At 71.7% G+C, this 19,054-nt stretch carries 17 protein-coding genes and 2 pseudogenes; 6 read left to right on the top strand and 13 right to left on the bottom strand.

Annotated features, from left to right (window positions below):
* Positions 1–1,643: 1,643 nt before the first annotated feature.
* Positions 1,644–1,859: pseudogene (locus ABGA99_RS23210) on the bottom strand (ATP-binding protein); the annotation flags it as partial.
* A 150-nt stretch (positions 1,860–2,009) separates the two neighbouring features.
* On the opposite strand from ABGA99_RS23210, the gene ABGA99_RS23205 reads away from it, so the two are divergent.
* Positions 2,010–2,600 (top strand): Uma2 family endonuclease, encoded by a 591-nt coding sequence (locus ABGA99_RS23205; protein WP_347583355.1) that lies wholly within the window; start codon positions 2,010–2,012, stop codon positions 2,598–2,600.
* A 9-nt stretch (positions 2,601–2,609) separates the two neighbouring features.
* Here ABGA99_RS23205 and kdpC read toward each other — a convergent pair whose 3' ends face one another.
* From kdpC to kdpF, 4 genes are read right to left on the bottom strand one after another with little or no spacing between them, the layout of a single operon-like run.
* The gene (gene kdpC / locus ABGA99_RS23200) at positions 2,610–3,221 is read right to left on the bottom strand and encodes a potassium-transporting ATPase subunit KdpC (protein ID WP_347583354.1); all 612 of its coding nucleotides are present in this window, start codon (positions 3,219–3,221) and stop codon (positions 2,610–2,612) included.
* A 16-nt stretch (positions 3,222–3,237) separates the two neighbouring features.
* Positions 3,238–5,343 carry a potassium-transporting ATPase subunit KdpB gene (kdpB, locus tag ABGA99_RS23195; protein ID WP_347580925.1) on the bottom strand — a complete coding sequence of 702 codons (2,106 nt, stop codon included), beginning with the start codon at positions 5,341–5,343 and terminating at the stop codon, positions 3,238–3,240.
* Entirely contained in the window at positions 5,340–7,004 is a 1,665-nt protein-coding gene (gene kdpA / locus ABGA99_RS23190) for a potassium-transporting ATPase subunit KdpA (protein ID WP_347580924.1), read from the bottom strand. The genes kdpB and kdpA overlap by 4 nt, the downstream gene beginning before the upstream one ends.
* A gap of 10 nt (positions 7,005–7,014) precedes the next feature.
* Positions 7,015–7,104: a K(+)-transporting ATPase subunit F gene (kdpF, locus tag ABGA99_RS23185; protein WP_347580923.1), complete on the bottom strand. Its 90-nt coding sequence runs from the start codon at positions 7,102–7,104 to the stop codon at positions 7,015–7,017.
* Positions 7,105–7,524: 420 nt separating this feature from the next.
* Between kdpF and ABGA99_RS23180 the strand changes: the two genes are divergently transcribed.
* Positions 7,525–8,070, top strand: coding sequence for a CrcB family protein (locus tag ABGA99_RS23180; RefSeq protein WP_347583353.1), 546 nt, complete (start codon positions 7,525–7,527; stop codon positions 8,068–8,070).
* A complete protein-coding gene (gene crcB / locus ABGA99_RS23175) occupies positions 8,067–8,441 on the top strand; it encodes a fluoride efflux transporter CrcB (protein ID WP_347583352.1) in 375 nt (124 codons plus the stop codon). The genes ABGA99_RS23180 and crcB overlap by 4 nt, the downstream gene beginning before the upstream one ends.
* 294 nt (positions 8,442–8,735) lie before the next feature.
* On the opposite strand, the gene ABGA99_RS23170 is transcribed toward crcB, so the two are convergent.
* A complete protein-coding gene (locus tag ABGA99_RS23170) occupies positions 8,736–10,754 on the bottom strand; it encodes a recombinase family protein (RefSeq protein ID WP_347583351.1) in 2,019 nt (672 codons plus the stop codon).
* 821 nt (positions 10,755–11,575) lie between these two features.
* Here ABGA99_RS23170 and ABGA99_RS23165 point away from each other — a divergent pair.
* Positions 11,576–12,316: pseudogene (locus ABGA99_RS23165) on the top strand (MFS transporter); the annotation flags it as partial.
* 30 nt (positions 12,317–12,346) lie between these two features.
* Here the strand turns inward: ABGA99_RS23165 and ABGA99_RS23160 are convergent.
* A complete protein-coding gene (locus ABGA99_RS23160) occupies positions 12,347–13,183 on the bottom strand; it encodes a hypothetical protein (RefSeq protein WP_347583350.1) in 837 nt (278 codons plus the stop codon).
* Between the two features lie 213 nt (positions 13,184–13,396).
* Here ABGA99_RS23160 and ABGA99_RS23155 point away from each other — a divergent pair, with 213 nt between their 5' ends.
* Both ABGA99_RS23155 and ABGA99_RS23150 read left to right on the top strand, forming a co-directional pair.
* Positions 13,397–13,597, top strand: coding sequence for a hypothetical protein (locus tag ABGA99_RS23155; RefSeq protein ID WP_347583349.1), 201 nt, complete (start codon positions 13,397–13,399; stop codon positions 13,595–13,597).
* A 266-nt stretch (positions 13,598–13,863) separates the two neighbouring features.
* Positions 13,864–15,186 (top strand): FAD-binding oxidoreductase, encoded by a 1,323-nt coding sequence (locus ABGA99_RS23150; RefSeq protein WP_347583348.1) that lies wholly within the window; start codon positions 13,864–13,866, stop codon positions 15,184–15,186.
* Positions 15,187–15,228: 42 nt separating this feature from the next.
* On the opposite strand, the gene ABGA99_RS23145 is transcribed toward ABGA99_RS23150, so the two are convergent.
* The 6 genes from ABGA99_RS23145 to ABGA99_RS23120 all read right to left on the bottom strand — a co-directional run bounded on the left by ABGA99_RS23145 (position 15,229) and on the right by ABGA99_RS23120 (position 19,014).
* Complete coding sequence (locus ABGA99_RS23145; RefSeq protein WP_347583347.1) at positions 15,229–16,002, bottom strand: hypothetical protein; 774 nt, start codon at positions 16,000–16,002, stop codon at positions 15,229–15,231.
* Between the two features lie 116 nt (positions 16,003–16,118).
* The gene (locus tag ABGA99_RS23140) at positions 16,119–17,405 is read right to left on the bottom strand and encodes an MFS transporter (RefSeq protein WP_347583376.1); all 1,287 of its coding nucleotides are present in this window, start codon (positions 17,403–17,405) and stop codon (positions 16,119–16,121) included.
* A gap of 108 nt (positions 17,406–17,513) precedes the next feature.
* On the bottom strand, positions 17,514–17,882 hold the full coding sequence (locus tag ABGA99_RS23135) for a metalloregulator ArsR/SmtB family transcription factor (protein WP_347580915.1): 369 nt from the start codon (positions 17,880–17,882) through the stop codon (positions 17,514–17,516).
* A gap of 48 nt (positions 17,883–17,930) precedes the next feature.
* Positions 17,931–18,353: a GNAT family N-acetyltransferase gene (locus tag ABGA99_RS23130; protein WP_347580914.1), complete on the bottom strand. Its 423-nt coding sequence runs from the start codon at positions 18,351–18,353 to the stop codon at positions 17,931–17,933.
* Between the two features lie 26 nt (positions 18,354–18,379).
* The gene (locus ABGA99_RS23125; RefSeq protein WP_347583346.1) at positions 18,380–18,802 is read right to left on the bottom strand and encodes a PIN domain nuclease; all 423 of its coding nucleotides are present in this window, start codon (positions 18,800–18,802) and stop codon (positions 18,380–18,382) included.
* A complete protein-coding gene (locus ABGA99_RS23120; protein WP_347580912.1) occupies positions 18,799–19,014 on the bottom strand; it encodes a type II toxin-antitoxin system VapB family antitoxin in 216 nt (71 codons plus the stop codon). The genes ABGA99_RS23125 and ABGA99_RS23120 overlap by 4 nt, the downstream gene beginning before the upstream one ends.
* Positions 19,015–19,054 lie beyond the last annotated feature (40 nt).

The raw sequence follows: 19,054 nt of genomic DNA, 5'->3' as shown, positions 1-19,054 counted from the left end.
GGGCCGGGCCGGTTGCGGGTGGTGCCGGTCGGCCGGGGCGAGGACTGGTGCGGGGCCGGACCGGTTGCGGGTGGTGCCGGTCGGCCGGGGCGAAGACCCGTGCGGGGCCAGATCGGTTGCGGGTGGTGCCGGCGCGGGGGCGGGAGCCCGGTGCGGGGCTGCCCCGCGTAAGGGGATGCTCGCGGTGGCGGGGTGGGGGCCCGGTGCGTGGTGGGGCGGGGGCGGGGTGCTCCCGGAGCCGGGGGCGGCGGCTCGGTGGATGCACGGCCCTGGTCGCCGGGCTGGCCGGCGTCGTAGGGAAGGCGGGCGTCGGGGTGGGCGGTCTCGTAGGTGAACCGCCTGACGTGGGTTTTGGAGCATGGGGCCCCCACGTCGGAGCCCGGCCACGTCCCCGGGGAAACCTGATCCGGCCGCAGCGGCGATCACACGTGACAGCCCGCGCCCGCCAGTGCCCGGAACCCGCGTTGCCCGGGGAAGCAACGCCCAACCCCCCGCCGCACCACGCGCGGCCACCCGGCCCCGGCGCGCCGGGGTCTGTGCGGCTCGACCGCGCAGCGCGTGCGCTGCGGGCTCGATCCGGCCCGGATCCGGGGGTGTTACCCCGAGTGACGACTCAATCCCTTCCCTCGGGCGCCCGGGACGGCGGTTGCAGGGTCTGGGAGCGGCTGCGTGCGCGCCGGTGGGCGAATGTCGGCCCGCGGGGGCGGTTTGCCCCAGCTTGCTGGGAGGGTTGCAGCGAGTTTCGCCCGATCCCCTCTATCCGGAGCGTCCTTGGGGTCGGCGTGCACGCGCGTGGGCGAAAGTCACGCTGAGGGGGTGATTTGGGCTGGTTTCGGCCGCCGGGTGTCGCGAGTTTGGTGCGCTTGGGTTCAATCGGGGTGGCCCAGACGGGAACTGGCGCGCCGGGGCGGGCGAAAGTCGGGGCAAGTGGGCGATTTGGGCTGGTTTTCGGGGCGGCTCCCGCGAGTTCTTCCCGGTCGCGTACGTTCCGCGCGATCCGGGTGGTGGAGGGTGGGCCGTGGCCCGCTGGGTGGGCGAAAGTCGGCGCCTGAGGGCTGATTCGGCCCGGATTGAGGGGGTTACCGCGAGTTACGGCCCAGTTTCTCCGCTCCGGCGGGCGGGGGATCGCGGGGCGGAGGCACGTCGTGCGGCAGGCGTTGGGCCTTGCTTCCCCGGGTGCACAGGTCCTGGGCACCGGCGGGCACCGGGTGCTGTGCGTGATCGCCGCTGTGGCCGGAGCCGGTTCCTTCGGGGACGTGGCTGGGCTCCGGCGGCCGGGGGGCCACTGCTCCAAAACCCCCGTACGGACCGCTCCCACGCGACACCGGCCCACCCCCCGCTCGGACCCCCCGACCCCGACAAGCCTCCCGTCCGCCAAGACCCGACTCCGGTGCCCGCGCCGGGCAGCCGTCGGCGCCGTCGGTGCCGTCGCCGACGAGAGGTGCGGCGCGCGTCCGGTAGCCGCGAGGTTCCTTCCGGCCTGCGCGGCGACCTGCGCGTCGACCTCGACGGACACGACGGGATGTGCCGTATCGGGTTGAGCGGGAAGAGGTCGCCGGTCCGGTGGAACATCCCGCGGAACTCGGCGTCGGGTGAGTGCAGGACGAGGCCGACCGGATCGGCACCGACGTGACCGGGTGTCTTCACGCTGTGCCTTCCTTCTCTGTGTCTGTGTCGGCCGAAGAGGGCGTCCCGCAGGGGATCTTGAACACTGTCCAGACGACTTTGCCGATGCCCAGGCGGTCGGAGGTGCCCCAGTCGTCGGCGAGGGCGTCGACCAATTGCAGCCCGCGACCGCGGTCGTCGGTTTCCGCGGGCGTAAGGAGACGCGGCAGCGCGTCACTCGCGTCGTGCACCTCGTGCTGCCGGGCGGGACGGCGGCGCCGAGGTCGGGAGGGGCGCGGGGCGCCGTGGGCTGTGGCGTCACCCGTAGGTGTGATCGTCACGAAATGTGCCCCCGGCCTGGCCGGGAGGGGCGAAGCTGGCGCTCGACTGGAAAGGAGGGCACCATGACGGTTATGGCCGAACGCACCACGTCTCACATGCTGGTAGAGGAGTTCGAAGAGATCGCCTCTGCCGCGCCCGAGACCGTCACGTTGGAGTTCCTCGACGGACGGATCGAGGAGAAGCGCGTGCCGGACGGAGATCACGACGAGATCATCAGGTGGCTTCAGGAGCGCTGCATGCAGCACCGACCTGATCTCTGGCTCTACCCGGCCGGGCGTGGGCTGAAGGTCGAGACATACCGGCAGGGGCGCGCGCGCCCGGACGGCGTCCTGGCGTCGAAGGGGCACTTCGCCGGCGACGGTGAGTGGTCCGACCCCGATGGCGTCCTGATGGTCGTCGAGGTCACGTCGTACGACGGGGACACCGACCGCCGTGACCGGCAGGACAAGCCCGCCGCCTACGCGGCGGCGGGCATCCCCGTCTACCTCCTCGTGGACCGCGAGGCAGGCGTGGTCGCCGTACACACCACCCCCGACGCCGCGCGCGGGTGCTACCTGGACATCCACCGGGCCCCCTTCGGCGAGGAAGTGACTCTCGCCGACCCGGTGGGCATCACGCTCGACACGGAGATCCTGAAGAACTACGTCGGCTGACCCACGGGGTCAGTTGTCCGCCAGGCGGGACAACGCCAGGTTCAGTTCCAGGACGTTGACCTTCTCGTTGCCCAGGAAGCCCAGTTCGCGGCCCTCCTTGTGGGTGTCCACCAGGTTCTCCACCTGAGGTGGGGACAGGCCGTTCTCCTTTGCCACCCTGTCCACCTGGATCTCCGCGTACTCCGGGGAGATGTGCGGGTCTATGGCCGAGCCCGAGCCCGTCACCGCGTCCTTCGGGACGGCCTTCACCGGGACGTCGTTGAACGACGCCACCTGCTGCTTCGCCTCCTTCACCGTCTTCACCAGCGTCGCGTCCGACGCGCCCAGGTTCGACGGGCCCGTGGCCAGGGGGTCGTAGGCGCTGTTGGACGGGCGGGGCTGGAACCAGCGGGGGTCGGGTGTGTCGGTGCCCTTGAGGTTCCAGCTCTGGCCTATCAGCTTCGAGCCCGCCTCCCGGCCCTCGTGTGCGACTTTCGAGCCGTTCGCCTTGTCGGAGAACGCGCACTGCGCGATTCCCGTGATCACCAAGGGGTAGATCACGCCGGTGACCACGGTCAGGACCAGCAGCGCGCGCAGCGCGCTGAAGAGCAGGCGGACGGTGGAGCGTGCGGAAGTGTTCATGTGTGGTCGGCCTCCGTCAGCCGATTCCGGGGATGAGTGAGACGACGAGGTCGATCAGCTTGATGCCGAGGAACGGGGCCACCAGGCCGCCGAAGCCGTAGACCCCGATGTTGCGCCGGAGCATGCGGTCGGCGCTGACCGGGCGGTAGCGCACGCCGCGCAGGGCCAGCGGCACCAGCGCGACGATGATCAGCGCGTTGAAGACGACCGCGGAGAGGATCGCCGACTCCGGCGAGGACAACTGCATGATGTTGAGCTTGTCCAGGCTCGGGTAGGCGGCGGCGAACATCGCGGGGATGATCGCGAAGTACTTCGCGACGTCGTTGGCGATCGAGAAGGTCGTGAGCGCGCCCCGGGTGATGAGGAGCTGCTTGCCGATCTCCACGATCTCGATGAGCTTCGTGGGGTTGGAGTCCAGGTCGACCATGTTCCCGGCCTCCTTGGCGGCGGAGGTGCCGGTGTTCATGGCGACGCCGACGTCCGCCTGGGCCAGCGCCGGGGCGTCGTTGGTGCCGTCGCCGGTCATCGCGACGAGCTTGCCGCCGGCCTGCTCGCGCTTGATGAGGGCCATCTTGTCCTCGGGCGTGGCCTCGGCGAGGAAGTCGTCGACGCCGGCCTCGTCCGCGATGGCCTTCGCCGTCTTCGCGTTGTCGCCGGTGATCATGACGGTCCTGATGCCCATGCGGCGCAGCTCGTCGAAGCGTTCGCGCATGCCCTCCTTGACGACGTCCTTGAGGTGGACGACGCCGAGGACCCGCGCGCCGCGGTCGTCCGCGACGGCGACGAGCAGCGGGGTGCCGCCGGACTCGGCGACGGTGTCGGCCATGTCCCCCACGGTGTCGGGGACGTCGCCGCCCCGCTCCCGTACCCACGCCGCGACCGCACCGGCCGCGCCCTTGCGGACCTGCCGGCCGTCGGCGTCGACGCCCGACATCCGGGTCTGCGCGGTGAACGGCACCCAGTCGGCCTGTGCCAGCGCGCCGGGCTCGCGCTCGCGCAGCCCGTAGCGGGACTTGGCGAGCACGACGATCGAGCGGCCCTCCGGCGTCTCGTCGGCGAGCGACGACAACTGCGCGGCGTCGGCGAGTTCCGCCTCGCCCGCGCCGGGCACGGGCAGGAACTCGTGCGCCTGCCGGTTGCCGAGCGTGATGGTGCCGGTCTTGTCCAGCAGCAGCGTGGACACGTCGCCGGCGGCCTCGACGGCACGGCCGGACATCGCGAGCACGTTGCGCTGCACCAGCCGGTCCATGCCCGCGATGCCGATGGCGGACAGCAGCGCGCCGATGGTCGTGGGGATCAGGCAGACGAGCAGCGCGGCGAGCACGACGAGGGACTGCTCGGCGCCCGCGTAGACCGCGAACGGCTGGAGCGTGACGACGGCCAGCAGGAAGACGATCGTGAGCGAGGAGAGCAGGATGTTCAGCGCGATCTCGTTCGGCGTCTTCTGCCGGGCCGCGCCCTCGACCAGCGCGATCATACGGTCGATGAACGTCTCGCCGGGCTTGGCGGTGATCCGTACGACGACGCGGTCCGAGAGCACCTTCGTGCCGCCGGTGACCGCCGAGCGGTCGCCGCCCGACTCCCGGATCACGGGCGCCGATTCACCGGTGATCGCGGACTCGTCGACGGAGGCGACGCCCTCGACCACGTCGCCGTCGCCGGGGATGACCTCGCCCGCCTCGCAGACGACGAGGTCGCCGACGCGCAGGTCGGTGCCGGGGACCCGTTCCTCTCCGGTGGCGGTACGGCGGCGGGCCACCGTGTCCGTCTTGGCCTTGCGCAGCGTGTCGGCCTGCGCCTTGCCGCGGCCCTCGGCGACCGCCTCCGCCAGGTTGGCGAAGATCACGGTGAGCCAGAGCCAGCCGGCGATGACCCAGCCGAACCAGTCACCCGGGTCGGTGACCGCGAGGACCGTGGTCAGCACCGAGCCGATCTCGACCACGAACATCACCGGCGACTTCACCAGTGTCCGCGGGTCGAGCTTGCGCAGCGCGTCGGGTACGGACCGGAGCAACTGCCGGGGGTCGAACAGCCCGCCGCCGACCCGGGGTCCGGGCTCGTGCCGTACGGGATCCGCGCCGGTGTGCGGCGCGGGGGCGGGTGTCTCGGTCTGGATGCTCATGCGGCTAGTCCTTCGGCGAGCGGCCCGAGCGCGAGCGACGGGAAGAAGGTGAGCCCGGCGACGATGGCGATGCACGCCACCAGCACGCCGGTGAACAGCGGCTTGTCGGTACGCAGCGTCCCGGCGGAGGCCGGCACGGGCCGCTGCCCGGCGAGCGAGCCGGCCAGTGCCAGCACGAACACCATCGGCAGGAACCGGCCGAGCAGCATGCACAGGCCGAGCGCGGTGTTGTGGAACTCGGTGTTCGCCGAGAAGCCCGCGAAGGCGCTGCCGTTGTTGTTGGAGGCGGAGGTGTAGGCGTAGAGGACCTCGGAGAAGCCGTGCGGCCCGGTGTTCGTCATCGACGACTCGCCGTTGCCGGTGGCCATCGCCAGCGCCGTGCCGGTCAGCACCAGCGCGGGGGTGACGAGGATGTAGCAGGCCGCGAGCTTCATCTCGCGGGGCCCGATCTTCTTGCCCAGATACTCGGGCGTACGGCCCACCATGAGCCCGGCGATGAAGACCGCGACGATCGCCATGACCAGCATTCCGTACAGTCCGGAGCCGACCCCGCCGGGTGCGATCTCGCCGATCATCATGCCGAACAGCAGCACGCCGCCGGACAGTCCGCCGAAGGAGTCGTGGAAGGAGTTGACCGCGCCCGTCGACGTCATCGTCGTGGAGACCGCGAAGAGCGACGAGGCGCCCTCGCCGAAGCGCTGCTCCTTGCCCTCCATCGCGCCGCCCGCCAACTGCGCGGCGGTGCCCGGGTGCGTGGCCTCCAGCACGGTCACCGCGACCACGCCGGCCAGCCAGATGCCGGCCATCGCGGCCACGATCGCGTAGCCCTGCCGGACGCTGCCGACCATCCTGCCGAAGGTGCGCGGCATGGCGAACGGGATGACGAGCAGGAGGAAGATCTCCAGGAGGTTGGACAGGCCGTTGGGGTTCTCGAAGGGGTGGGCGGAGTTGGCGTTGTAGAAGCCGCCGCCGTTGGTGCCCAGCTCCTTGATGGCCTCCTGGGAGGCGACGGCGCCGCCGGTGAGGTGCTGCGTCTGCCCGGTCACGGTGGTCACGGACTCGGTGCCGGAGAAGTTCTGGATCGCACCGCACGCGACGAGCAGCACGGCCGCCACGGCGGCCATCGGCAGCAGGACGCGTATCGTGCCGCGCACCAGGTCCGCCCAGAAGTTGCCCAGCTCGCCGGTGCGGGAGCGGGCGAAGCCGCGGATGAGCGCCACCGCCACGGCCATGCCGACGGCGGCCGAGACGAAGTTCTGCACGGCCAGGCCGCCGGTCTGGGTGAGGTGGCCCATCGCCGACTCGCCCGAGTACGACTGCCAGTTGGTGTTCGCGACGAACGACGCGGCGGTGTTGAACGCCTGGTCGGGGCTGATCGCCGCGAAGCCGAGCGAGAGCGGCAGCGTGTCCTGGACCCGCTGGAGCAGGTAGAGGAAGAGCACGCCGGCCAGGGAGAACGCGAGCACGGCGCGCAGGTACGCGGGCCAGCGCATCTCGGCGTCGGGGTCGGCGCCGATGGCGCGGTAGATCCAGCGCTCGACGCGGCTGTGCTTCTTGCCGGCGTAGACCCCGGCCATGTAGTCGCCGAGGGGGCGGTGGACGAGCGCGAGGGCGACGACCAGCGCCGACACCTGGAGCACGTCAGCGAGTATCGGGCTCATGGCGTAAACCTCAGAACCTCTCGGGGAAGACGAGGGCGAGGATCAGATAGCCCAGCAGGGCGACGGCCACGATGAGGCCCACCACGTTGTCGGCGGTCACAGCTTCGCTACCCCTCGGGCGATGAGCGCCACCAGCGCGAAGACCGCGAGTGTGGTGACGACGAAGGCCACGTCGGCCATCGGTGCTCCTAGACGGAATCGAATCGAACGGACGTGTCCAGAGAAACCCCGCGGAGGGACGGATGTGACATGCGTTGACGGCCCCCTGACGAGGTGGGGGGCGGCGTTGACGGGATTCATACGCAGGTGAGGGAGGTGCGGGCCGGTGGGGCGGCCCGCGGGGAGCGCGGAAGCGTAGCCTGGGGGTACGAGACGGCCGCCGGTGTGCCCGGCCGGGCCGTCCCGACGGCGGTGGGGCCCGCCGTACCCGAACCGCGGCGCCGGATGCCGCCAACGGTCCCTGCTTGCGACGAAGGCGTGCGCTGCCGTGCGCGCCGCGGCGAGTGGGTGAGGTGCGCACATGACGGAGGCCCCGCGGCCCGGCGGAGATGCCCGCCGGGGACACCCGGCCGAGCCGATCGACCCCGATGTCGAGGTGGCGCTGCCCGCGCCGGCCGAGCACCGGTGGCGCGGCCAGGGCGCGCCGGTGGCGATGGTGGCGCTGGGCGGCGGCGTGGGATCCGCGGCGCGCTACGGGGCCGGGTTGCTGTGGCCCGCGGAGCCGGCGGCCTTCCCGTGGACGACCCTGCTGGTGAACGTCGTCGGGTGCGCGGCGATCGGCGTGCTGATGGTCCTGATCACGGAGGCGCGGACGGCGCACCGGCTGGTGCGGCCGTTCCTGGGCGCGGGCGTGCTCGGGGGGTTCACGACGTTCTCGACGTACGCGGTGGACGTACAGCGTCTGGTGGCCGAGGAGGACCGGGCGGCGGCGGGGGCGGCGTACCTGGCGCTGACGCCGGTCACCGCGCTGGCGGCGGTGTGGGCGGCGCAGGCCGTGACGCGGGGGGCGGTGGGGCGCTCGGGCGGCTCACGGGCACCGGCGGGTGCGGGGGAGGGGGACGCGTGAACTGGCTGCTCGTGGTCGCCGGGGGGATGGCCGGGGCGCCGCTGCGGTACGTCACCGACCGGGCGGTGCAGTTGCGGCACGGCTCGGCGTTCCCCTGGGGCACGCTGATCGTCAACGTCACCGGCTGCCTGGTCCTCGGCACCCTCGCGGGTGCGACGCTGGCCGGCGCCGCCCCGGAGCCGGTGCGGCTGCTGCTGGGCACGGGGCTGTGCGGGGCGCTGACGACGTACTCGACGTTCTCGTACGAGGTGCTGCGGCTGGCGGAGACGGGCCGGGGGCGGTACGCGGCGGCGTACGTGGGGGCGAGCCTGGCGGTGGGGCTGGGCGGGGCGTTCCTGGGCGCGGTGGCGGGGGAGGCGGCGTGGGGGTGAGGTCCGCGGTGCGGTGGGCCGCGGGTCGGCATCGCGCGGGGCGTACGGACCGTGCGTACCGGAAACCGGCGTGCTTGTCCTGCGGGCGTTCGGGTAGCGTGCGCGTCATGTCGAGCCCCGAGTCGGACAGGGCGGGGGCTTTCGGTCACGCCGTCAGCCCCCTGCACCACTGAGTCCGCAGCCCCGCCGCCCAGTGCGGCCGGACGTGCGCGCCCACGGGCGCTGATCGCGGCGACCGAGACGGCCTCCCCTCTTCTTCTCCTCGTCTCGGAGCCTCTCGATGCCCCTCCCGCTCTATCTGCTCGCCCTGGTCGTCTTCGCTGCGGGGTCCTGATCTGTCAGTTTCCGCCCCCCGCAGTAGCGGGGGTCCACCTCCCCTTCAATCCGAATCGGAGGCAGGCTGACCCGCTTGAATGCCGGGACTCCCTCGTTGGGCACGTGACGCATGATCCGATCCCACATGCCGCGGTTGATCCAGTGCGCGCAACGCGAGTGGATTGTGCTGTGATGGCCGAACTCTGCGGGCAAGGCATCCCAGTTCATACCTGTGCGTGCCTTGTAGAGAATCGCCTCTACCAACTGGCGTGGAGGAATCGTCCGTGACTTCCCGCGCAAATCAGGCTCAATTTTCTCCCATACCTCGTCCGACACAGATTCAGGCACTAGCCGGTCGTTCTGGTAGAACCATTTCTCAAGCGAGCATGGGCGCCCCCTTCGTGTCTTCTGGCGAGGGCCCGTGATAGTCACCCTTACATTCCACAGCGCAAGGAATCTACGCTGATCTTCCAAGGGGAGATTTGGAAGATCCTTGGTTGCCATCGCAGCGAGATCTTCTAGATCCCTGGCGAGGATCTCGGAGGATTCTGTTTCGGCTTGCCACTCGACGGCATCGTCGCGAAGTGTTCGGAGTTTTGCCAACTCTCGCTTCAAGTCCTTTGTGGCCTCTTTGATGGCGGGCTGGGGGTCTTCGTCTCCCGATTCGACCGCCTCTTTGGCTGCCATGACGATTACAACAGCAATTGCCTTGTTCTGGACTTCGATTTGCCGATCAAGCTCTTTGATTCGGCGGGCATGGTTGCTCTTTTGGTCAGCCGAGATCTCTAGCCACTCGGCTGCCATCGACTTAAGCTGTTCCGGCGAACGGAAGAGTTCGCAAACTTCTTGCCAAACCCGTGCCTCAAGCGCGTCAGCATCTACGTGCTGGCAGGAGCATGGTTTGTCGCCCGGGTACTTTTCTTGCTTCCCGGAGCAGATGTACCAGCGCGCGTCACTCTCTGAGCGCCATGATCCGTTGTAACGACTCCCGCAGCCGTGGGAATTGAAGATCCGACCGGAAAGCGGGTAAGTGTGCTTGCCGCTCACTTGGCCCCGGCGTCCCGTGTCCAGTGCAAGCTTAAGCTTCCGCCTTTCGTCCTCATCGAAGATGGGCGGGATCGGGACCACAACCGTGTCCCCGAACATCGGTGAACCGTCCGGGTTCAACTTGGTCTTGCTGTAACTGCCACCCTCGTCGCGCGCAGGGTTGCGGAATACACTGCACGCATCCGCGACGGCATCCGACGACATTGTCTTTCGCAGACCCCAATGACGCCAGGGCTTTCCGTCCCGCCTGTGAAGCCCTTCTTGATTGAGTCCTTGAGCGGCCTGCCGACAGTTCTTTCTTTCCAGCACAATGAGTTCCCAGGCACGCCTCAATACAGCAGCCTCGGATTCGTTGATCGCAAGACGGGAGCGCTTCTTCTTTCCTTGATCTTTGATTCGATAGCCGAACGGTGGAATGCCGCCGACCCAACCGCCGTCTAGGGCCTTCTCCTGCAACCCGTCCTGCGTGCGCGTCCGAATGGTCTCCCATTCGGTTTCGGCATAATCGGCCTGCCGCCGCATTTCCGAACGGCCGTCTTTTGTGGTGTTGTCGACGTCGCCCTCAGCGATGGCTACGAATATTCCGAGATCTTCCAACTCCCACACCCAACGCCAGAATGCGCGCCCGGTGCGCCCAATAGCACGGCCTTCCTTTACGACCACGACATCGAAAAGTCCTGCGCGGGCATCCAGCATCAACCGCTGAAGGTCATCGCGCTGATCGGCTTCAAGGCTGCCGCTCACTCCGTCGTCTACGTAGGTGCCTACGTGTTTCCACGACTTCTTTTCGATGTAGCGGCCGGTCTTCTTTCCCTGACTGGCGACGCCATAACCCTTCTTCTGCTCCTCGGTCGACACCCGTAGGTAATCAACCGCGCGCAGGACGCGCCGCCCAACTAATTCGGTCGCTGCCTGGACAGAGGCAGGGGTGGGTGTGCTTATATGGGCCACGTCGGCTCCCTAGTAGTCGGCCAGCCCCGGGGCGGTGGCAGCCGCGTCCGGGGCACCCTGTGGTTCGGGTATCTTACGCCATCACTTGACGGGCCGTCACTAGTGCGTGACTCACCTTGCCTTTTCGCGGATTTCTGAAACAGAAGTCGCAGGAGCCACTGACGCTCGGTCTCGGTGAGAGTCGCGCCAGCGTGCCAAATCACTTCAACGGATGCTCCGTTGCTGGTCTCTTCGGTCTTCCGCCGAAGACCTGTGCGTTCCTCCGGAGCGTCGGATCGAATTGATGATTTGCTTTCGGATTCCTCCTTCATGGAACTTCCTCCATTTCTCGATGTTGGGCTTTTCCTCCTTCTCTGATCTGGGCTTGAATTCCGGTTCCGCCTGGGGCGTGACTGTCCCCAGACGGAACCGGCTGCCCGTTACTGACTGTGGTCGTCCACCGTGCACGTCCACGGACGAGTGCGTGGCCACCGCGCGCAGGCGCGCGCGAGGCGCATGGACGATGCGCGGACGAGGATGACTACTTTCCGTCGCGGTTGGGGGGTCGCTGCTGGATGCGGTCACGAGAGCGCCGCGCCCGCTCGGTAGTGCCGGGGCTGGTCGTGCCGCGCTGGTGGTGATCGGCGTTGGCAGCTCGCCACTTGCCGCGCGCGAGCTGCACCGCGCGCCCGGCGTCGGAGTGCTGACGAAGCCTGGAGTACACCCAGCTCCGCCCCATGCCGCACGCAGCCATGAGGCCGCCCACGGTGGCCCCTTGCGGGCCTGCCTCCCGCAGGGCCGTCCAGAGCGCAGTCTCCGGGTCGTTGGGCGTCTCCGGGGCGCTCCGAGGGCTATCCGGGCGTGCGGGGAGCTTTCTCGGCTGGCGGGCGACGTTCTGGGCGGTCGCCGCCCTGTGTCTGCCCGCCGCCCTCGGCATCCTCGCGGGGATCCCCGGGCGCCGGGCGCGGCCGGGCGAGAGGGGCGGGCCCGCGCTGCGGTCGGAGATCGCGCGGCTCAGGAGCCCGCGGCTGATCCTCGTCATGCTGCTCGGCGCGCTGGTGAACGCGGCCACGTTCGGCAGCTTCACCTTCCTGGCTCCGCTGGTGACCGACACCGCCGGGCTGGCCAAGCCGTGGATCTCGGTCGCGCTGGTGCTGTTCGGGGCGGGGTCGTTCGCCGGCGTCACCTTCGCGGGGCGGGTCGCGGACGTACGTCCCGGTGCGGTCGTCGCCGTCGGCGGGCCGCTGCTGCTGGCCGGCTGGCCGGTGCTGGGGCTGCTGGCCGGGTACCCGGTGGCGCTGCTCGGGCTCGTGTGCGTGCTGGGGGCGCTGTCGTTCGCCGTGGGCAGCACGCTGATCACGCGGGTGCTGTACGAGGCCGCCGGCGCACCCACGATGGCCGGGGCGTACGCCACCGCGGCACTCAACGTCGGCGCCGTGGCGGGTCCGCTCGTCGCCGCGGGGGCGATCGGCGCCGCGGGGAACCGCGGGCCGCTGTGGGCGAGCGGAGTTCTCGTCCTGGCGGCGCTGCTCGTCGCGGTGCCGTCCCGCCGGGTGCTCGTGGAGGCGCGGCACGCCGGGTGACCGTCGTCGGAGACGGCGGGTGCGCGTCCGTCAGAGGAGGCCGGGGAGGAGGGGGAGGTCGAGGTCGAGGCCGCCGCGGTCGGAGTCCTCGTCCGACCCGCCGCCGGAGCCGTTCGAGCCGCCGTCGTCACCGCCGTTGCCGGTGTCGCCCTCGTCGCTCGGCGTGGGCGTCGGGGTGCCGGTGGACGGGGACGACTCGGGTTCCGCGGTGTCCGGCGCCGTGACGCGGCCCTCGGCCGGGGTCGTGGCCGTCGGCTCCGGGCTGTCCGTCGTCGGCTCCGGGCTCTTCGTGTCCCGGTCCGCGTCGCGGGCCGCCTTCGTCGGCCCCGGCCGCGGGTCGGTGGGCTGCGCGCCGTCCGGCTTCGCCGCGCCCGAGGGGCGGTCGCCGTCCGGGGTGGCGCCGTCGTCGTCGGTCCCCGGCTCCTGGGACGGGAGCGGCTGCGCCGGTACGTCGTCCCGCGCCACGGCGTTGTCCGCGCGGGGGCCTCCGCCGCCCATGGCGTTCGCGGCGAGCAGCCCGCCGGACAGCACGGTCATCCCGGCCGCCGCCAGACCGGCCAGCCGCCGGCTGCGCGGCTTGTAGCGCCGGTGCCGCGACCGCGGCCGTACGGGCACGAGTTCTGCCCCCACGCCGCCGCGGTCGGCCGGGGCTTCCGCCGCCGCGGGCGGCGGCCTGTCATGGTCGGCGAACAGCTCCAGGTCCCCGGGCGCGGGTCCGCCCGACGTCGCCGCGGGAAGTTGCAGCGCGGGTGTGCCCAGGGTCCCGTAGATCTCGGGGACCGCGGTCACGTCGCGCGGCTGCGCGCACCACGGCGCTCCCGCCGGGTCGTGCCGGCTGTCGCAGCGCGGGCAGTAGATCGTCGTCACGGTCCTGGCGTCCCTTCCGTCGCGTGGGGGCGAGGGGTCCTCCGACGCCGGAACAATGTGCCAGCGCCGGAATCCCTCGGAGCACGAAGAATCCCCATAAGGAGTGCGGCGGTGTGACCTATTTCACACGGCCGGGGCCGGGGCAGACCGCCCCGCCTCCGGACATCGCGCCCACCGCGCCCGGCGTCCGGCGGCGGCTGCGAGACTGCGGCGATGACCGTTCAGCTCGTGTCCCCGCGCGAGGACGTCGGCCTCCTCGACGTGGTCGACCACCGCCCCCTCTTCGCGGAGCGCCACGGCGAGGCCGCGGCAGAGGGTGGAGTCACCGGCCCGGGGGCTGTTCGGCGCCGGGCACGCGGCACGTACGGGACCTGGAGTCGGCGGCGGCCCACCTGCGGGCGGAGACCGAGCTGACCCGCCGGGTGCCGGCGCGCACGCCGTGGCGGACGGTGCCGGTGAACACGGGCGAACTGGACGCCGGCGCGGCGTTCGCGTACACCTGCGCGCATTTGGTGCGCCGGCCGGAGCGGTTCTGGGCCCGCGGGAGGCGGGGGCCGTCCCCGCCGTCTCGCCGCCCGGGAGGACCCTGCCGTGACGGGCACCCCCCGCGGCCGGATGTCAGACCCGCGCGCGATGCTCGAATCCGAACCGTTTGTTGGTGACTTCCGTAAGGATCCGAGATGAGCAGCTTTGCCGAACTCCGTTCCGCCGTTCGCGGCCGGGTGCTCCTGCCCGGCGACGACGGCTTCGAGGCGGCCACCCAGCCGTGGAACGTGGCCGTGCCGCAGCCCGCCGCCGCCGGCGTCGTGGAGGCGGCCGACGCCGACGACGTCGCCGCGCTGGTCCGCCATGCGCGGCGGGCGGGTGTCGCCGTGGCCGCGCAGCCCGCGGGGCACGGCGCCTCGGGGGCCGTGGAGGGCGCCGTTCTGCTGCGCACCCGGCTGCTGGACGAGGTGCGGGTCGACCCGGTGGCGCGGATCGCGCGGGTCGGCGCCGGGGTGAAGTGGGGGCGCGTACAGGAAGAGGCGTCGCGGCACGGGCTGACCGGGCTGCCGGGCAGCTCGCCCGTCGTCTCCGTGACGGGCTACACGCTGGGCGGCGGCGTCGGCTGGTTCAGCCGCGCCCACGGCTGGGCGGCCGACTCCGTCACCGCCTTCGAGGTCGTCGACGCCGACGGCGTGCCCGCGCGGGTGACCGCCGAGACCGACCCCGAGCTGTTCTGGGCGCTGCGCGGCGGCGGGGGCGACTACGCGCTCGTCACCGCGACGGAGTTCCGCCTGTACCCCGCGCCCGCCCTGTACGGCGGCCAGATGCTGTGGCCCGGCACGCAGGCCCGGGAGGTGCTCGACGTCTTCCGCGCGGTGACCGCCGCGGCGCCGGAGGAACTGACCGTCTGGGCCGGGCTGCTGAACCTGCCCGGCGCCGACCCGGTGATCGCCGTCCACGCCACGTACCTCGGCGAGGGCGCCGGGGACGCCGGGCCCGAGCTGCTGCGCCCCTTCGACGCGATCGCGGGCCGGCTCGACGACAACCGCGCCGTGCTGCCCGTCCACGAGCTGGGCACCATCACCGCCGAGCCCACCGACCCCAGCCCCGGCATCGGCCGCGCGGAACTGCTCACGGCCCTGGACGACACCGTGATCGACACGCTGCTCGCGGAGCCGATCGCCCCGCTGCTCGGCGTCCAGCTCCGCCACGTCGGCGGCGCGCTGGCGCGCCCCTCGGACTCCCCGCACGGCGCGCTGCCGGAGCCGTACCTGCTGTATCTCTTCGGCGTCCCGTTCTCCCCCGAGGTGGCCGCCGGCATCCCCGCCCGCCGGAGCGCGCTGCTCAAAGCCCTCGACGCGTACGTCGCGGGCCGCAAGCCGTTCACGTTCCTGGGCACCGACGAGGGCGCGGCCGACGTCTTCGGCGCCGAGAGCCTGGCCCGCCTGCGGGCCGTCAAGCGCGCCCGCGACCCGCAGGGGGTGTTCCGCAGCAACTTCCCGGTCGGCAAGGAGTGACCACCTCACCGACCGCCCTGCTGACCGGCCCGCCGGCCCGCTTCACCGCACGACCGCGGTGAACTCCGCGGTGCGGACCTGGTCCTCGTGCTTGAAGTCGAGGAACAGCCGGTACGTCCCCGGGCCCGGCACCTGCGCGTGGAACGCCACGACGGGGCCGGGTTCGGTCGTGCCGTCGCCGGGCGAGCCGTCCGGGTGGACGTGGACGTACGCGAGGTCCTCGCGGCGCACCGCCACCAGGTGCCCGTACGCGGCGAGGTAGGGCTGCAGGTCGGTGACCGGCTTGCCGTCGCGGGCGACGGCGAACTCCAGCCGCCGCCCCTCGCCCGCCGCCGGCTCGCCGGTGAGCGTCACCTCGCGGCCGTCGACCGCGAAGGCCCGTGCGGGCGCGGGGAGTTCGTGCGCGGGCCCGGCACCGTCGCCGGCCGCCAGGTCCGCGCCGAGGGTGAGGGGGCGGCCGAGCGCGGCCGGGGCGAGGTCGGCGAAGACGCGGTAGGCGCCTGCCTCGGGGAGGCGGACGCGGACGGACCAGGTGCCGTCGGCTGCCTCGGCGGGGTGGACGTGGACGTAGCGGGTCAGATCGCGGCGTACGACGATCAGGTGGACCAGCTTGTCGTGGATGGGCGTGAGGTCGGTGACCGGGAGGCCGTCGGCGCCGAGGAGGCGGAAGCGCAGCTCGGTCCCGGTGTCCACGGGGAGCGCGGTGGTCTCCAGCGCCAGCGTGTAGCCGCCCTCGGTGCTCTCCAGTCCGGCGGGGCCGGCGGGGGCGTGGTGGCCGTGGTGGGCGTGGGCGTCGTGGTGGTGCGTGGCGTTCATGGTGGTGTCCTTGCCCTTCGAGTCCGGTGCGGTCTGTCTGGTGATCAGCGTAGCAGATATACCCCCAGGGGGTATATCGAGGTACGGTGGCGCGCGTCACGCGGGGTGGTTCGCTGCTACGCCGCGGTGGTCGTACGGTCCCGGGTGAGCCGCGCGCCGCGGGCAGGCAGGGAGGAACCGGCCGTACGCTCCGCGCCCGCCGGCCGCCACAGCAGCACCGCCGCCACCGCCGCCGCGAGCCCGATGACCGCCAGCGCCCCCGCCGCCACGGCCGTCCCGGCCCGCGCCGCGAGATAGCCGGCCAGCGGGTACGTCAGCAGCCACGCGACGTGCGACAGCGAGAACTGCGCCGCGAACGCCGCCGGCAGATCCGCCCTGCCCGGCACCGCGGCGCGGATCAAGCGCCCGGTCGGCGTCACCATCGCCGAGGTCGCCGCGCCGAGCACGGCCCATGCGGCGAGCAGCGCCGGCCAGGTCCGCACCCCCGCCGCGAGCCCCGCCCCGACGACGGCCAGCACCGGCGCCGGCACGAACGCCGCCGGCAGCATCACCGCGCGGTCGCCGACCCGCTCCAGCACCCGGGGGAGCGCCAGCGCGACCGCCATCGACCCGGCGCCGAAGGCGCCGAGGGCGAGCGACACGTCGCCGACCGAGCGGGCGAAGTGGTCGCGGACCAGGACCACGGTGTTGACGACCACCATCGCGCCGGCCGCCGCCACCGCGAGGTTGAGCGCGAGGAGGGCGCGGAGCTGGGGCGCGGAGCCGAACAGCTTCATCCCGTACGCGGCCTTGGCGAACGCCCCGCCGCTCTCCCCGCCGGTCTCGCGCGGCGTCGGCTTCGGCAGCGCCACGGAGACGACGAGCGCCGCGGAGGCGACGAAGCCGGCGGCGGTGCCGAGGAAGAGCCGGTCGTAGGTGAGGAGGGTCAGCAGCCCGGCGGCGAGCACGGGGCTGAACAGGCTCTCCATGTCGTACGCGAGCCGCGACATCGACAGCGCGCGGGTGTAGTCGCGCTCGGCGGGGAGCACCTCGGGGATGGTGGCCTGGAAGGTCGGGGTGAACGCGGCGGAGGCGGACTGGAGCAGGAAGATCAGCACGTAGATCTGCCAGACCTCGGTCACGAACGGCAGCGCGAGCGCGACGACGCCGCGCACGAGGTCGGCGCCGACCAGCAGGGCGCGGCGCGGGATGCGGTCGGCGAGGGCGCCGATGACGGGGGCGATGCCGACGTAGGCGACCATCTTGACGGCCAGGGCGGTGCCGAGCACGGCGGAGGCGTTGCCGCCGGCGAGGTCGTAGGCGAGGAGGCTGAGCGCGACGGTGGCGAGGCCGGTGCCGAGGAGGGCGATGGCCTGGGCGGCGAAGAGGTGTCTGTAGGTGCGGTTGCGGAGTACGGAGAACATGGCCCTGGCCTCTTCCTTTGCTCGTGTGCGCATATGCGCACATGTTAAACAGAGGAGGGCCCGGGCGCTATTCCCCAGGGGTGGGACGAGCTGTGGACGCGCCGTGGCTCAGGAGTGCCAAGGCTCGCCGGTCATGAGGTGATCGGCGTGGTTGAGGGCCTCGACGACGAGCCCGCGGAGGTGTCCGTCGCGCAGCGAGTACACGACGCGGCGGCCTTCCTTCCTGGAGTGCACCAGGCTGGCGAGGCGCAGCTTGGCCAGATGCTGGCTGACGGCCGGCCTGGCGGCGCCGCTGGCGGTGGCCAGCTCGGTGACGTCGGCCTCGCCCTCGGCCAGCAGCCACAGCAGGTGCAACCGCGTGGCGTCGGCGAGCAGGGAGAACACCGTGCTGGCGGCTTCGAGCTGCTCCCGGTCGGGCGTCCACTCGTGACGGTGGACGGCGGGGGTGGGCGAGGGGGCGGTGTCGCGCTCCGGCATGCGCCTATCGTATGGCCGTACGAGGCACGCGGCGGGCCGCGAGGCTGCTCAGCCGGTGCGGTACATGCCGATGGAGCCGTGCCCGGCGACGTCGGCGAAGCCGAACTTCTCGTACAGGAACCGCGCGGGCCCGTCGGCGACGAGCGACACGTACGCGGTGGCGGGCGCCCGCCGGTCCAGCTCCGCGACGAGCGCCGCCATGATCTGCTTGCCGAGCCCCTGCCCCTGGTGGCCGGGCAGCACGCACATGTCCACCACCTGAAAGGCGGTCCCCCCGTCCCCCACCACGCGCCCCATCCCCACGGGCACCCCGCGGTGGTACACCACGACCCCGTGCCACGTGTTCGGCAACGCGAGGGCGGCGGCCCCGGCCGCCTTGTCCGACAGCCCGGCCCCGGTCCGCAGCCGCCGGTAGTCCGCGACGGAGGGCACCCCGGCCCGTATCTCGTAAGGGTCGCTATTCGCTTCCATGCATTACACCCTAGCCGAACGGCCGGTCACTTCCCGGCCGCGGGCCCGTACCACTGCAGGGCCTGCCCGGTTGCGGCGGCGATGCGTTCGAAGTCCCGGTCGCGGTGCAGCAGGGTCAGCCCCTGCAACTCCGCGGTGGCCGCCACGACGAGGTCGACCGGACCCGCGCCGCGGTGCTGCCCGCGCCTGGTCAGCGCCTCCTGCACCTGCAACGCCCGGTCGTACGCCCGGTCGTCGACCGGCACCCACCCGAAGATCGTCCGCAGGTCTTCCACGCCCCGCTCCCGGTCGTCGGCGGAGCGGGCACTGTAAAGGAACTCCAGCTCGGTGACGGGGCAGACCGCGATGAGCCCGGCCGCGGCCGCACGGTCCCACCCGAACTGCTCGGCGTCGCCGCGCATCATCCGGGCGAGCGCGCTGGTGTCGACGAGGTAGTGCGCGGCGTTCACCCGCGGTAGTTCCTCTTGTCCTCAAGAAGGTCGAGCTCGAACGCGCCCTCGTCGGCGGCGGCCCGCAGCCGCGTGAGCGCGAGCGCCCTCCGCCGGTTCTCCAGCACCTCGCGCAGAGCGGTGTTGACCGTCTCCTTCTTGGTGCTCGTGCCGAGGGCCTGCGCCACGTCGGCGAGCAGGCCGTCCTCCAGATCGATCACCGTGCGACTCATCCTGCACCTCCCTTGATATCAACAAAACCATCCTTGATAT

It is taken from the genome of Streptomyces sp. B5E4 (assembly GCF_039871555.1).
In the GTDB taxonomy this organism is placed as follows: domain Bacteria; phylum Actinomycetota; class Actinomycetes; order Streptomycetales; family Streptomycetaceae; genus Streptomyces.
This window is presented reverse-complemented; position numbering and strand designations above follow the sequence as displayed.

Bases quoted from the DNA above. Each gene is read 5' to 3' on its own strand.
- ABGA99_RS23145 (WP_347583347.1), bottom strand. From the start codon at position 16,002: ATGAACGCCACGCACCACCACGACGCCCACGCCCACCACGGCCACCAC.
- ABGA99_RS23150 (WP_347583348.1), top strand. From the start codon at position 13,864: ATGAGCAGCTTTGCCGAACTCCGTTCCGCCGTTCGCGGCCGGGTGCTC.
- ABGA99_RS23140 (WP_347583376.1), bottom strand. From the start codon at position 17,405: ATGTTCTCCGTACTCCGCAACCGCACCTACAGACACCTCTTCGCCGCC.
- ABGA99_RS23135 (WP_347580915.1), bottom strand. From the start codon at position 17,882: ATGCCGGAGCGCGACACCGCCCCCTCGCCCACCCCCGCCGTCCACCGT.
- kdpB (WP_347580925.1), bottom strand. From the start codon at position 5,343: ATGAGCATCCAGACCGAGACACCCGCCCCCGCGCCGCACACCGGCGCG.
- kdpC (WP_347583354.1), bottom strand. From the start codon at position 3,221: ATGAACACTTCCGCACGCTCCACCGTCCGCCTGCTCTTCAGCGCGCTG.
- ABGA99_RS23205 (WP_347583355.1), top strand. From the start codon at position 2,010: ATGACGGTTATGGCCGAACGCACCACGTCTCACATGCTGGTAGAGGAG.
- kdpA (WP_347580924.1), bottom strand. From the start codon at position 7,004: ATGAGCCCGATACTCGCTGACGTGCTCCAGGTGTCGGCGCTGGTCGTC.
- ABGA99_RS23120 (WP_347580912.1), bottom strand. From the start codon at position 19,014: ATGAGTCGCACGGTGATCGATCTGGAGGACGGCCTGCTCGCCGACGTG.
- ABGA99_RS23180 (WP_347583353.1), top strand. From the start codon at position 7,525: ATGACGGAGGCCCCGCGGCCCGGCGGAGATGCCCGCCGGGGACACCCG.
- ABGA99_RS23130 (WP_347580914.1), bottom strand. From the start codon at position 18,353: ATGGAAGCGAATAGCGACCCTTACGAGATACGGGCCGGGGTGCCCTCC.
- ABGA99_RS23155 (WP_347583349.1), top strand. From the start codon at position 13,397: ATGACCGTTCAGCTCGTGTCCCCGCGCGAGGACGTCGGCCTCCTCGAC.